Below are 13,965 nucleotides of genomic sequence, written 5' to 3'. Positions count from 1 at the left end.
GCCGCCGGGCGGCGAGCATCGCAGGGCCTTGCCACATGGCAGCCTGCCCATGCTCCGATCCGGCAAACCCGCATTTGCAAAGCGCCACTGGCCCGGCCTCCTTCATCAAAAGGATCACGGCCGCACGCCAGGCCTTTGCCTCACCACAAGAAACCGCGCGAAATTCCCGGGCAATGTCCCGCGGCCGCGCGGCTGGAGACAACAGAATGACCCAGCGCATGCTGATCGATGCGCGCCACCAGGAAGAAACCCGGGTGGCTGTGCTCAAGGGCAATCGTATTGAAGAATTCGACTTTGAATCTGCTGATCACAAGCAGATCAAGGGCAATATCTACCTCGCCAAGGTTACCCGCGTAGAGCCTTCGCTCCAGGCGGCGTTCGTCGACTTTGGCGGTAACCGCCACGGCTTCCTGGCGTTCAGCGAAATCCACCCGGATTACTACCAGATCCCCAAGGAAGATCGCGAAGCGCTGCTGGCCGAAGAAGCCGCTCACGCCGAGGAAGAAGCCGCCCTGCGCGCCGCCGAAGATGGCGACGACGAGGATTATGAAGGCGGCGCCGACTACGAAGGCGGCTACGACGACGGCAACTTCGAAGACGGCCAGGGCGTTACCGAGGTCGATACCTCGGAAAAGGACCAGGTCGCCACGATCGAAGGCGGCGTAGTCGAAAACGGCTTTGACCATGAAGCCGAAGACGCCGCCGATGGCGAAGAATCGCACAGCGACAACGGCCGCCGCCAGCGCCGTCCGCGCCGCCAGGGCCGTGGCCAGAGCAAGGAAGCCGAAGAACTGCGCGCCAAGCGCATGGCCCTGCGCCGGCGATACAAGATCCAGGACGTGATCCAGCGCCGCCAGGTGCTGCTGGTCCAGGTCGTCAAGGAAGAACGCGGCAACAAGGGTGCAGCGCTCACCACCTATCTCAGCCTGGCGGGCCGCTATTGCGTGCTCATGCCCAATTCCAGCCACGGTGGCGGCATCAGCCGCAAGATCAGCTCGGCCTCTGACCGCAAGCGCCTGAAGCAGATCATCGCCGAAATGGAACTGCCCCGCTCGATGAGCTGCATCGTCCGCACCGCCGGCCTGCAGCGCACCAAGCCCGAGATCAAGCGCGATTTCGACTATCTCGCCCGCCTGTGGGACGAGATTCGCGAGCGCACCATGCACTCTTCGGCCCCGGCGCTGATCCATTCCGACAGCGACCTGATCAAGCGCGCCATCCGCGACATCTATAACCGCGATATCGAGGAAGTGGTTGTCGAAGGCGAAGCGGGCTACCGCGCCGCCAAGGACTTCATGAAGCTGCTGATGCCCAGCCACGCCAAGCGGGTGCGCCAGTATGCCGATCCGGTGCCGCTGTTCCAGCGCTATGGCGCCGAAGACCAGCTTTCGGCGATGTATGATCCCGTGGTTCAGCTGCGTTCGGGTGGCTACCTGGTGATCAACCCGACCGAGGCGCTCGTCTCGATCGACATCAACTCGGGCCGCTCCACCAAGGAACACGGCATCGAGCAGACCGCCGTTGCCACCAACCTGGAAGCCGCGCGCGAAATTGCCCGCCAGTTGCGCCTGCGCGACATGGCCGGCCTGGTCGTCATCGACTTCATCGACATGGAATACGGATCGAACGTCCGCAAGGTCGAGAAGGCGATGAAGGACGCCTTGAAGGACGACCGCGCGCGCATCCAGGTTGGCCGCATTTCCGGCTTCGGCCTGATGGAAATGAGCCGCCAGCGCCTGCGCACCGGCGTGCTCGAAGCCACCACCCGCGCCTGCCCGCACTGCGATGGTTCGGGCCTGGTGCGCACCGCCTCGTCCGCCGGCCTTTCCGCCCTGCGCATGATCGAGGATGAAGCCGCCAAGGGCAAGGGCAGCATCATCACGCTCTACGCCAGCCAGGAAGCGGCGATCTACGTGCTCAACACCAAGCGCACCGATCTTGCCGAGATCGAAATGCGCTATGGCGTGGCCGTGGAAGTGATCCCCGAGGGCGAGAACGAAGGCGCCAAGATGCGCGTTGCCTCGCGCGGGCCCAAGCCTGAATTCGTGCCGCGCTTCGAACCCATCGTCGAACCTGAAGAAGACGACGTGATCGAGGACACCTACGAGGACGAGGAAGACGTCGTCGAGGAACGCAGCGAGCGCGAGGAAAGCCGTGGCGAAGGCAGGGGCGAAGCCGACAGCAATGGCCGTCGCAAGCGCCGCAAGCGCCGTCGTGGCCGCAACCGCGATCGCCGTGACGAAACCTCGGGCGAAGCCGGTGACGAGCATGACACCGACGAAGCCGAAGGCAGCGATGCCGAAGACGCGGCCGACGATGTGGTGGAAGCCGCATCTGATGCTGGCGACGAGGACGGTGCCCCCGAAGGCCAGGCCGAAGCCGACGACGATCGTGGCCCGCGCAAGCGCCGCCGCCGCAGCCGTCGCCGTCGCGGTGGCCAGCGCGACGACGCAACCGACGCCCAGGGCGAAGACGGTGAGACCGCCGACGCCGAGCCGGTGATCGCTGACGCCCCCGCTGCCGAACCAGCCCCGGTGGCAGCCGCCGCTGCCGCTGAACCGGCGGTGGCAGCAGACGTCGAAGCGCCCGCCGAGGAAGCCCCGGCCAAGCCCAAGCGCGTCCGCAAGAAGAAGGTGGTAGAGGCTCCTGCCGAAGCCGCCGCCAAGCCGGCACCTGCCATCGAAGCGCCTGCTGCAGAGGCTCCGGCTGCCGAAGCGCCTGCCAAGCCCAAGCGCGTGCGCAAGAAGAAGGTCGCCGACGCTCCGGCCGAAGCGGCCGCCGAACCGGCCACCGCCGCGCAAGCGCCTGCTGCCGAGGCTCCGGCTACCGAAGCGCCTGCCAAGCCCAAGCGCGTGCGCAAGAAGAAGGTTGCTGAAGCACCCGCGGAAGCAAGCGTGGACGCTGCCCCCGAAGTGGCACCCGCTGCGGCTATGCCGGCAGATGCTGACGCGGCTGGCGAAAGCGATACCGGCGAACAGCCCGCAGCCGATGGCGAAGACGGCGCTTCGCCGCGCCGTGGCTGGTGGCAGCGCACCTTCGGCGCCTGATCGCCAGAGGCCCTTGCGGCTCTGAGAAAAGCCCGCCTCGGCAGTGCCGGGGCGGGCTTTTTCGTGGCCCGGCGACAAAGATCACCAAGTGCCTTGACCAAGAAGCACATCTGACAGATATTTCTGTCATGACAGAAATATCAAACGACTCGGATCGCCTTCCCCCTTCGGTGGAGCAGTTCGTGCTGCGCTGGGGCGACATGGGCACGCAATGGGGCGTCAACCGCTCCGTGGCGCAGATTCAGGCGCTGCTGTTTCTGTCGGAACGACCGCTGACGGCCGAAGACATCGCGGCAAAGCTCAACATGGCGCGCTCCAACGTGTCGAACAGCCTCAAGGAACTGCTCGCGTGGAAACTGATCCACCGGGTGCCGGTACTGGGCGATCGCCGCGATCATTACGAAGCCGAGGCCGATCTCTGGCAGATGGCCACCAAAGTGGCGCAGGGTCGCAAGGCGCGCGAGATTGATCCCATGGTCGCGGCAATCGGCGCGGCGATGCAGGATATCGATGACCCGCGCATCAGCGCCAAGGTGCGCCAGCGGCTGGTGGCGATGCACGATTTCGTCAACACGGTGGATGGCTGGTATCAGCAGATGCTCAACGTCCCACCTGCCCAGATCATGACGCTGATCCGCATGGGCGCCAAGGTTGTCAGCCTGCTGCGCTTTGTCAGCGGGCGCGGCGGCAGCAAAACCGACCAGACCTGACCCCGTCACCGCGCACAACGGCCACGGCGGCGGGGCCGTGGCTACCATCTTACCCATATACCGATTTCTTTCGTTTCAGAATTGCCTGAACATAGAAAAGGTCCCAGCCATGCCCGCCGAACCTCAAGACGATCGCGCCCCCGTCGCCCTGCTCAAGGGCCGGATCATCGCTGGCTTTTCCCTGGCGCTGGTCATCGCGCTGAGCGCCTACTTGCTGATGAGCGCCAGCCGGGCGGGCAATCAAGCCTTTGCCAGCCTGTGGTTTCTCGCCGTATTTCCGGCCTATCTCTGTGCGCTGATCTGCTATGTCGGCGATCCGGCCGGCACCCGCTCGAGGAATTTCTATGTATCGGTGCCACCGATCCTGGTGGGCTTGGTAATCTTTGGCTCGGCCGCGTTCCTGGGCGAAGGCATTATCTGCCTGGTAATGCTCTCACCGATCTGGCTGATCTTCGGGCTGATTGGCGCCTTCTCAGTGCGCAGGATGCGCCGTCGGCGTGACGATGCGGCGAGCTTCCACGCGTCCTTGCTATTCCTGCCGCTGCTGGCGGGCAGCGTTGAAAGCCAGATCCCCGTCCCGCACGATACAGTGACGCTGACCCGCTCGGTCATTGTTAACGCCAGCCCCGCCGAAATCTGGCCCTATGCCGTCAGCAACACCCACATCGGCAAAGACGAAGGCCGCTGGACCTTTTCGCAAAGCGTGCTCGGCCTGCCCCGTCCTCGCGCCACGGTGCTCGATCGCCCCGGCGTGGGTGGCGTGCGCACGGCCTATTGGAGCGAGGGCATCGATTTCCAGGAACGGGTGACCGCGTGGCAACCCGGCCACCGGCTGGCCTGGCGCTTTGCCTTCACCAACAGCTCGCTCCAGCACCACACCGACGAGCACATCGCGCCCGACGGCCCGTTCCTCAAGATCGACACTGGCGATTATCGCCTGACACCTCTGCCCGATGGGACGACACGGCTGACGCTGACCACCAACTACGTGGCGATGACCCACGTCAATCTCTACGCACGCTGGTGGGGCGAACTGCTGCTCGGCGATATCCAGGACAATGTCCTGGCCGTGGTCAAGCAGCGGGCCGAAGCCCGCCACAAGGCCGGATGATCGGAATTACGACGGGTTGTACTTGGCCAGCCACGCCCCGATCGCGTCAAGCATCGCCTTGCGATCATCAAGCCGGGTGAAATAGTGATCGGCCTTGGGCAGGCTTACATAGTCCACCGTCTTGCCCGCCGCGCGCATCCGGCCGGCCATGGCATCGGAATGGCTCACCGCCACGGTCACGTCCTTGCGCCCATGGATCAGCAGCAACGGCGCCTTGATCCGATCTACCGCATTGAGCGGAGAAACCGCCGCGAAATCAGGCGTCATCGCTTTCCAAGCGTCGGAATACTTGCCTTCCATGTAATAGTTGCCGAAGTCGTTCACCTCGCGGCGCAGGCTCGCGACGCCTGAGATCGAGACGCCGCAGCGATAGAGATCGGGGTCCTTGGCCAGGCCCCACATCGTGGCATAGCCGCCATAGGATGCCCCCACGATGCAGGCTCGCTTGGGATCGGCCATGCCCTCGGCCACTGCCCAGGCCAGGCCATCGGTAATATCATCCTGCATGGCCAGGCCCATCTGCCCTTCGCCCTTGTGCAGAAAATCGGCGCCATAGCCGGTGGAGCCACGGAAGTTGGGCTGGATCACCAGATAACCCCGGCTGGCGATATACTGCGCCAGATAGTCCCAACTTGCCACGTCCTGCGCCCAGGGGCCACCATGGGGCAGCATGACTACGGGCAAATTGTGTGCCTCGCGCCCCTTGGGCGTGGTCACCACTGCCTCGATGCTCAAGCCATCGCGCGCCTTGTAGTGCACGGTCTTTACCGGCGAAACCGGCACCTGCTTGAGCTTGTCGTTGAACACGGCGACGCGCTGCATCATCCCGCCATCGAGGCTGAAGTAATAGAGCGCGCCGGGGCTGTCGGGCCGGGCCAGAGTCAACAACATGGCGCGGCGATCCGCGCTCAGGCTGGAAATCTCCACGCTGACCTTCTGCGGCTCGACCGATTTGTCGAACGCGGCCTGAAGGTCGGCCATGTCCTTGTCCAGCCAGTGCACGCGATCGGGCATGTCAGAGGTCGTCACGCCCAGCACGGCAGAGCGGTCTTGCGACAGGAGCGTGCGCGCGATTTCGGTGCCGGCCGGCGCCTCGAACAGCACGCGCCCCGTCTGCTGGGTCAGCATGTTGATTTCATAGAGCCGGTCGCGTCCATCATCGCCGGTCAAAACGGCAATAGCGTTGTCCGTGCCGGGCACGAACAGGATCGGATCGAGCAGGGATTCGTGGGCCTTGCTGCTGGCGCGGTCGATCGTGCGCAACTGCTGGCTCGGGTCGGCACCGCGATAGTACAGCTGCGACATCCGGCCCGACTTGGTCACCGAAACCCCGCTACGCACCACACCGTTGCCATCAGCCTGCCAGCTCAGCACGCCGTCGCGAGAACTCTGCACCACATGCTCACGCCCGGTGGCTAGATTCACCCGGTGCACGGACGGAAAGAACCCTTCGTCCAGGTACATCGAATTCTGTGCGGACAGCAGGATTTCAGGCGTGCCGTCATGGGCAACCCAGATCACGTCGGCCACATTCTGGCCGGCGAGCGTCCACAACAGGCGCGTGATCTTGCCGGTCTTGCGTTCGATGGAGATCAGCCGGCTGACATAGGTGCGATCGCCGGAGTCCTGCATCGGCAGCAGCGCGCGCAGCTTCACCAGCAGATAGTCATCGCCGACCCACTGCACCCAATCGGCCTCGGTCTGATCGGGCACGGCCAGGTTCATGGGCTTTTCCTGGGGATCGAACAGGTTGCGGACGCCGATCACCTGGGTACCGCCCATGCCGAACTTGCCGGCGATCCGCCGCCCATCGGGCGAAAGCGCGCCATCGGCAAAGAACGGGATCTGGGCAAACGCGTCGGCATCCAGCACCGCGGCAGGCGCGCCCTTCTGTGCAGCAGCAGCAGAGGCTATAGCCGGCGCGGGCGGCGGCGCCGTTTGCGCCACGGCTGCCGACGCGATGATCGCGCCGGCTGCACATGCCAGTGTCAGCGCCGATCCAAATCGCCCAACGCCTGCCCCCAGCCGCTGCGCACCCGCCCATCCCCTGTTCTGCATCTTGCCCCCTTATCCGAATGTTTTCAGGGTTATGCCGATTGCATCGGTTAGTCCATCCTGCCGCATCGCAAATAATGCCAACACGGATGCGATTACTGCGTGCCACCATGCCTCGTGTCCGCACCCGCGTTTTCGGGCACGCAGACCATGGGGCAAGAGCGGCACTCTCCCCTTGCCCCATGCTGCGATTGCGCTAAGGACGACTCGTTCAAGCCGATCTGGCCTTGCCGGCCAGCGGCCCAGTGCAGCAGGACCCGGTTTTATGGCGACTTTCACGCTCCCCAAGAACTCCACGATCACCGGCAAGGCGCGCCATCACGCGGCCGCCACCAACGGCAAGATCAAGAAGTTCAAGGTCTATCGCTATGATCCCGACAGCGGCGAGAACCCGCGCTACGACACGTTCGAGATCGATCTCGAACAGTGCGGCCCGATGGTGCTCGACGCGCTGATCAAGATGAAGGGCGAGCAGGACCCGACGCTGACCTTCCGCCGTTCGTGCCGAGAAGGGATCTGCGGATCGTGCGCGATGAACATGAATGGCCGCAACGGCCTGGCCTGCACCACCGCGATCGAAGACCTCAAGGGTGAAATCCGCATCACCCCCCTGCCCCACATGCAGGTGATCAAGGACCTCGTCCCCGATTTCACGCACTTCTACGCGCAATATGCCTCGATCCGTCCCTGGCTGCAGACCGTGTCGCCCACGCCCTCGGGCAAGGAGCGCCTGCAGAGCCCGGAACAGCGCGAAAAGCTCGATGGCCTTTACGAATGCATCCTGTGCGCGTGCTGCTCCACGTCGTGCCCCAGCTATTGGTGGAACTCCGACAAGTTCCTCGGCCCGGCAATCCTGCTCCAGGCCTATCGCTGGCTGGCCGACAGCCGCGACGAAATGACCGGCGAGCGCCTCGACGAGCTGGAAGATCCCTTCCGCCTCTATCGTTGCCACACGATCATGAACTGCGCTAACGTGTGCCCTAAGGGCCTTTCGCCCGCACGCGCCATCGCCGAAATCAAGAAGATGCAGGCCGAGCGCGCGATCTGACGCGCCAGGTTTGGCCTTTTCCCTTCGCGTCATTCCCGAACGCCGGCCGGTTCCCCCGGCCGGCGTTTCGCTTTTCCCAAGGCCCGTCGCTTTATCATGACCCGCATTTCCCAGCGCTATGCCCAACTCGTCGCCTCGGGCGAATTGCGCCCCGATCCAGAGCAGGCCGCCGCTGCCAACCGCCTGGACCAGTTGCAGCAGGAATTGGAAAACCCGCCGCCAGCCCCCGGCCTGTTCGGCCGCCTGTTGCGTGGCAAGCAGGCGCCTGTGCCGCGCGGGCTTTACATGTGGGGTGGCGTCGGGCGCGGCAAATCGATGTTGATGGACCTGTTCCACGATAACCTGGCCGTCACCGCCAAGCGCCGCGCGCATTTCCACGCCTTCATGCTCGACGTGCACGCGCGGCTGCGCGAGGCGCGCAAGAGCGAAAGCGGCGATCCGATCGTGCCGGTGGCGGCCAGCATCGCGGCGGAATGCCACGTGCTGTGCTTTGACGAAATGGTGGTCAACAACAGCGCCGACGCCATGATCATGAGCCGGCTGTTCACCGCCCTGATCGTGGAACACGGGGTGGTCATCGTCACCACCAGCAACCGCGCTCCGTCAGAGCTGTACAAGAACGGGCTCAACCGCGAGCATTTCCTGCCGTTCATTGCGCTGGTGGAAGAGCGGCTCGACGTGCTCGCGCTCAATGGTCCGGTCGACTACCGCTTGCAGCGCCTGCAGGGCGTGGGCACCTGGCACGTGCCCAATGGCCCGGCGGCCACCGAAGCAGTGCGCGAGGCGTTCTTCCGCATGACCGACTTTGCCCCGGAAGACAGCGCCAACGTGCCCAGCGCCGATCTCGATCTGGGCGGCGGACGCACGCTGCATGTTCCCAAGAGCCTCAAGGGTGTGGGCGTGTTCAGCTTCAAGCGGCTGTGCGCGCAGCCACGCGGCGCGTCGGATTACCTGGCGATTGCCCATGCCTATCACACGGTAATCATCGTCGGCATCCCCCGCCTGGGGCCGGAACAGCGCAACGAGGCGGCGCGTTTCGTGACGCTGATCGACGCGCTGTACGAACACAAGGTCAAGCTGATCGCCACGGCCGATGCCGAGCCCATTAACCTTTACGAATCGGGCGATGGCCGGTTCGAATTCGATCGAACCATCAGTCGACTAATGGAAATGCAAAGCCAGGACTATCTGGCCCTTGGCCACGGCAACGAGTGAGCCTGACCGAAGACAAATTTATTTATTCCGAAAATACGAAAGCCCGCGATTATTCATCGCGGGCTTTTGCTTTTTGGTAGGAATTAACAGGCCAGGCCGGTCATCACTTAAGATTTCTCCGGATACCCAGCGTATTCCTATTTCGGCATTAGCCGAACAGCAGGCGAAGCAGCATGAAAACCTCCATCCACGGTTAGAGGCCTTTGAATATCACTAAGTTCCTTGGTTAACAAGAAGTAAACAATTGCAAATTCGGCGCAAACCGTTGCAGCCGTCCCGTTTCGGAACAGCCAAGCCCATAGATTTGCAGGGAATTGTGCTACCGGAGGCGCCCGCGCACCGATGAGCCAGCTAGGGCTTGCCCTTAAGCGCAGCGAGACAAGATTAACCAATGGGATAGGCGCGGATCGCGCGAAGAAGGCCGCTCGAGTCGGGAGTAGAACGAGGACACCTCGTGCGCCCAGGCAAGGGAGACGGAAACGCTGCCTTAGGTGGTTGGAAGGGTCAGACAGCCCTGCTGTGCCGCATCAGGCGCGCCTGGTAATCGCGGAACATCACGTCAAAAGGTTGCGGCTTGCTGAGGTAATAGCCTTGGGCATGATCGCAGCCGAGCGCCGCCAGCAGGTGGAAGGTCGCCTCGTCCTCGATGCCCTCGGCCACCACCGCTTGGCCCAGCGCATGGGCCAAGCCGATCGTGCTGGTGATGATCGCACGGTCACGGTCGCTGCTGAGCAGGCGCGAGACAAAGCGCCGGTCGATCTTGAGTTCGTCGCTGGGCAGATCGGCCAGATAGGCCAGGCTGGCTTCACCCGTGCCGAAATCGTCGATCGACAGGCGAAAACCCAGATCGCGCAAGCGCGACATGTTGCGCACCGCATCGCTCCGGTTGTTCATGCCTGATGTCTCGGTGATCTCGATCGTCAGCAAGCCAGGGTCGATGCCACGGCGCGTGACGATCTCACGGAAATTCTCGACCAGATCAGGCTTGTCCACCATCTGCCCGGACAGGTTGATGCTCATCTGAAAGCGTGAGCCCAGGGCATTGACGGCTTGCGCGGCAGTGATGGCCTCTTCCAGCACCCAATAGGTCAGCGCATCGATGCGCCCTGCCCGCTCGGCCTGGAGGATGAAGGCATCGGGCGCGATGTAGCCGCGCGTCGGGTGGTTCCAGCGGATCAGCGCCTCGGCGCCGGAAATGCGCCCGGTGCGATAATCCCACTGTGGCTGGAACGCCAACCAGATGTCGCCGTTGCGCAGCCCCTCGTCGATGCGCGCGTGCAACGACAGTTCCCAAGGCGCCTCGGCCAACCGATGCGCCTCGAACACCTCCACCGGGCGGCCATTGCTCAGCGCTTCGTTGGCACTGGCCAGCGCCGAATTGACGCGGGTCAGCGCGTCGAGCCCCTCGTTACGATCGAGACCGAAGTGGATATTGGTGTCGAAGGTATGTGTGCCAATCTGCAAAGGCGCGGAAAAAAGGGCACGCAGCCCTTCCAGGTGGCTCAATTGGACATCGAGCGGGCGTGCCTCTTCAGCCCAGGCAAAATGCCCGCCATCCCCGTGGAAAATCTGGCCTGCGCCAGATCCCACCGACAGTCGTCGGGCGATTTGATTGGCACATTCCCCATGCAGATCGCGGGGCAAAGTCGCGAGAATCTCTTCGTATCGCCCAACCACTGCCACGATCACATCACGTCCCACCTCGATCGGGTGGGACGACAGGGCAAGAAAGTTCGGCAATCCTGACGTGCTAGTCTGTTGAATGCGTCGGGTGCGCCGCTGCCACAGCCGGATCGCCCCGTAGATCGACATGAACGTCATGGCGACATCTGGATGGACTACCAAGCCGAGGAAGCGAACCGAGATCGGCAGGAACACCAGGATCATCGTCAGCGCGACATAGGCCATGTTCTTGGCTGCGCGGCGTTGCATGCGGTTGGTCAGCAGCACCGTGCCCACCGCCAGCAACAGCAGCGGCAGGAACGACAGATCAGCGTTGAGTGGGCGCTTCAGCCCTTCCGCGCCCGCGATGTCGAGCGAGACCGGCGGCTTGATGCCGTGCCCGAGGTACCGCATCGGGGCGATGCCATTGGACGCCGTGATAACCACGGTCCGCCCCGTCAGCAAACCGGGAGAATAGCCATTCTGGAGAAGCGTGCGCGCGCTAACCTGGGGGATCGTGGCGGGATCGACCGTGAAATCAGGATAGAAAGTGCCGGGCGGAACCGCCTTCAAACCCGCAAGCGCGACCGCGAACGCGGGATATGTCCGCTCTCCGATCGTCACCGAATAGGGTGCGGAGACGGCAGCGTGGATGAAGTTGTCGTTCCAAGAGGAAACATAGATGGGATGCTTGCCGGCAATCTCCCGGGCCGGAAAGGTAAAGGCGCTCTTGTCCTTGCGATTGGCTTCGCTCGCGCGCGCGACGAACGCGACGTCGGTGCCGTAGCTGTCGATGATGGCCTTGAGTTGCTTGTCCCCGCTGGCATCAAGCCCGTAGGGAATGCGCAAATCCACGAATACCTGCCGCGGCATCTGCCGCCGCACTCCCTCCAACACGCGCGCTTCGGTCGCCGTATCCAGTTCCGGCATGCCATCGACCGACACCACCACCACCGACGAGGGCGCCGGGCGCGTCACAAAGTGAAAAGCCGTATTCCAATAGACGTGGCGCGGAATGTCCGTGATGCTCAAAAGCGGCTGCCAAAGCGCCAGGCTCAGCAGCAGCGATATTCCGATCGGTGATCGTAGAAACTTTCGCATGGACCATCGGCGCAGTTGGATTACCCTACGGGGCTAGTCCGAAATGGTTTAGATCACCTTACCGTTTACCACCGATGGTAACAGGCGAGGCACCATGTGCCCGCCAAGGCTATGACGACAAAGCCGTATCCAGCCGAGCCAAACTGCGGTCGAGCATCAGCAATTGCCACAGGACGCGGCTGTTATCGGCCCTTCCGGCGATATGCGATTCGGCCAGCGTGGCGATGCGGGTGGCATCGAACCAGCCGGTGCGGGTGAGTGCGCCACCCGTGGCGATCGCGCGCGCTGCGCCCGCCAGCGGGCCACGCAGCCAGGCGGCGATCGGCGTGACGAAGCCCATCTTGGGCCGGAACAGCACATCATCGGGCAGATAGCGGCGCATCGTCTGCTTCATCAGCCATTTGCCGGTGGCGCCATGCACGCGCATCGCCTCGGGCAGGCCGGCGGCAAATTCGATCAGGCGGTGGTCGAGCAGCGGCTCGCGCGCCTCAAGGCTCACAGCCATGCTGGTGCGATCGACCTTGGTCAGGATATCGCCGGGCAACATGAACTTGAGATCGGCATATTGCGCGCGGTCGAGCCCGCTGCGCGCCGGCGCCTGGCGCATCAGGTCGATCAGCGGCGTCTCAGCCCGGTAATCGCCACGCAGCCGCAGGAACTCCGGGCTGAACAGCGCGGCGCGCGCCTCTGGCGCGGTCACCGCCAAGGCGCGGGCATAGCCGGTTTCGCCATCTTCGGCCAGGCTCTGGAACGTGGCCTTGGCGCGCAGCGGGCGCGGCGCCCAGTCGGCCTTGGGATAGAGACGGCCCAGCGCACCGAACACCGGGCGGCGCAGCCCCGCCGGCACCAGCGCGCGCGCCTGCTCTTCGCGGTGATGGAACACCTGGCGGCGATAACCGGCAAACGCCTCGTCCGCTCCATCGCCCGACAGCGCCACCGTAACATGCTGCCGCGCCAGCTCGCACACGCGGAACGTGGGCAGCGCCGATGCATCGGCAAAGGGTTCGTCGAACATCGCCACCAGGCGGTCGACCAGTTTGAAATCATCGGACGATACCGTGCGCGCATGGTGCTGCGTGGCAAAGCGCTGCGCCACAGCGCCGGCCCAGCTGGTTTCATCAAGCGCGGCCACGTCAAAACCGATCGCGCAGGTCTTGACCGGGTCGCGGCTGGCCTCGGCCATCAGCGCCACCACGGTGGAGCTGTCCACCCCGCCCGAAAGAAATGCGCCCAGCGGCACGTCGGCCGCCATGCGCGAGGTGACCGCCTTGCGCAGCCGGTGCAGCAGATGCGCTTCGAGGTCTTTCTGGCTGGCCTTGTCGCGCTCGGCAAACGAGACATCCCACCAGCGCACGCTGGGGGGCGGCGGTGCATCATGGCGCAGCAGGCGGTAATGCCCGGCCGGCAGCTTTTCCACCCCGGCCAGGATCGCGCGGCCATCGGGCACAAAGCCCCAGGCGAGGTAATCCTCCACCGCCAGTGGGTCGACCGTCCGCCGCAACATCGGATGGGCCAGCAACTGCTTGAGTTCCGATCCGAAGATCACGCTGCCATCGGCCAGCGTGGCCATGTGCAGCGGCTTTACCCCCAGCCGGTCCCGCGCCAGGAACAGCGTGCGGGCGCGTTGGTCATAAAGGGCAAAGGCAAACATGCCGTTGAACCGCGCCAGGCAATCGACGCCCCACTGCTGCCAGGCGGCGAGGATCACCTCGCTATCGCCGTCGGTGCGGAACCGCGCGCCCAGGGCCGCCAGTTCGCGGCGCAGTTCCTGGTAGTTGTAGATTTCGCCATTGAACACCAGCACGGCGGCGCCATCGGCGCTGGCCATGGGCTGGGGCGATCCGGCCAGGTCGATGATCGACAGGCGGCGGTGGCCCAGCCCCACGCCAGGCGCAGTCCACACGCCATGGCCATCGGGGCCGCGGTGCGCGATGACATCGCCCATGGCGCGCAGCCGTTCCGGATCGACCGGCTTCATCCCCTGGGTGTGAAAGATCCCCGCAATGCCGCACATGC

The 13,965-nt window shown here is 64.1% G+C and carries 8 protein-coding genes; 5 read left to right on the top strand and 3 right to left on the bottom strand.

Annotated elements, in window-relative coordinates; all coding sequences use genetic code 11:
- Positions 1-206: 206 nt before the first annotated feature.
- The 3 genes from IP65_RS15035 (at position 207) to IP65_RS15025 (ending at position 4,868) form a co-directional block, all read left to right on the top strand.
- Entirely contained in the window at positions 207-3,047 is a 2,841-nt protein-coding gene (locus IP65_RS15035) for a ribonuclease E/G (protein ID WP_054132223.1), read from the top strand.
- Between the two features lie 128 nt (positions 3,048-3,175).
- A complete protein-coding gene (locus IP65_RS15030) occupies positions 3,176-3,757 on the top strand; it encodes a GbsR/MarR family transcriptional regulator (RefSeq protein WP_022675956.1) in 582 nt (193 codons plus the stop codon).
- A gap of 109 nt (positions 3,758-3,866) precedes the next feature.
- On the top strand, positions 3,867-4,868 hold the full coding sequence (locus tag IP65_RS15025; protein WP_054132222.1) for an SRPBCC family protein: 1,002 nt from the start codon (positions 3,867-3,869) through the stop codon (positions 4,866-4,868).
- Positions 4,869-4,874: 6 nt separating this feature from the next.
- Here the strand turns inward: IP65_RS15025 and IP65_RS15020 are convergent, their stop codons facing one another.
- Entirely contained in the window at positions 4,875-6,815 is a 1,941-nt protein-coding gene (locus tag IP65_RS15020; RefSeq protein ID WP_197279263.1) for a S9 family peptidase, read from the bottom strand.
- Positions 6,816-7,188: 373 nt separating this feature from the next.
- Between IP65_RS15020 and IP65_RS15015 the strand changes: the two genes are divergently transcribed.
- Together IP65_RS15015 and zapE are read left to right on the top strand one after the other, a co-directional pair.
- Complete coding sequence (locus tag IP65_RS15015) at positions 7,189-7,971, top strand: succinate dehydrogenase iron-sulfur subunit (protein ID WP_022675959.1); 783 nt, start codon at positions 7,189-7,191, stop codon at positions 7,969-7,971.
- Between the two features lie 96 nt (positions 7,972-8,067).
- The gene (gene zapE / locus IP65_RS15010) at positions 8,068-9,186 is read left to right on the top strand and encodes a cell division protein ZapE (RefSeq protein ID WP_022675960.1); all 1,119 of its coding nucleotides are present in this window, start codon (positions 8,068-8,070) and stop codon (positions 9,184-9,186) included.
- 504 nt (positions 9,187-9,690) lie between these two features.
- Here the strand turns inward: zapE and IP65_RS21995 are convergent.
- Positions 9,691-11,880 carry an EAL domain-containing protein gene (locus IP65_RS21995; protein WP_231627733.1) on the bottom strand — a complete coding sequence of 730 codons (2,190 nt, stop codon included), beginning with the start codon at positions 11,878-11,880 and terminating at the stop codon, positions 9,691-9,693.
- 178 nt (positions 11,881-12,058) lie between these two features.
- Positions 12,059-13,963: an XrtA/PEP-CTERM system amidotransferase gene (locus tag IP65_RS15000; protein ID WP_022675962.1), complete on the bottom strand. Its 1,905-nt coding sequence runs from the start codon at positions 13,961-13,963 to the stop codon at positions 12,059-12,061.
- Positions 13,964-13,965 lie beyond the last annotated feature (2 nt).

Source organism: Novosphingobium sp. AAP1 (assembly GCF_001295765.1).
Classification (GTDB): domain Bacteria; phylum Pseudomonadota; class Alphaproteobacteria; order Sphingomonadales; family Sphingomonadaceae; genus Novosphingobium; species Novosphingobium capsulatum.
Note: the sequence above shows the minus strand (reverse complement) of the source record. Positions and strands in the feature narration are given on the sequence as shown.

What these genes read in the sequence shown, in the direction of transcription:
- IP65_RS15015 (WP_022675959.1), top strand. Translation starts at nt 7,189, where the DNA reads ATGGCGACTTTCACGCTCCCCAAGAACTCCACGATCACCGGCAAGGCG.
- IP65_RS15035 (WP_054132223.1), top strand. Translation starts at nt 207, where the DNA reads ATGACCCAGCGCATGCTGATCGATGCGCGCCACCAGGAAGAAACCCGG.
- zapE (WP_022675960.1), top strand. Translation starts at nt 8,068, where the DNA reads ATGACCCGCATTTCCCAGCGCTATGCCCAACTCGTCGCCTCGGGCGAA.
- IP65_RS15025 (WP_054132222.1), top strand. Translation starts at nt 3,867, where the DNA reads ATGCCCGCCGAACCTCAAGACGATCGCGCCCCCGTCGCCCTGCTCAAG.
- IP65_RS15000 (WP_022675962.1), bottom strand. Translation starts at nt 13,963, where the DNA reads ATGTGCGGCATTGCGGGGATCTTTCACACCCAGGGGATGAAGCCGGTC.
- IP65_RS15030 (WP_022675956.1), top strand. Translation starts at nt 3,176, where the DNA reads ATGACAGAAATATCAAACGACTCGGATCGCCTTCCCCCTTCGGTGGAG.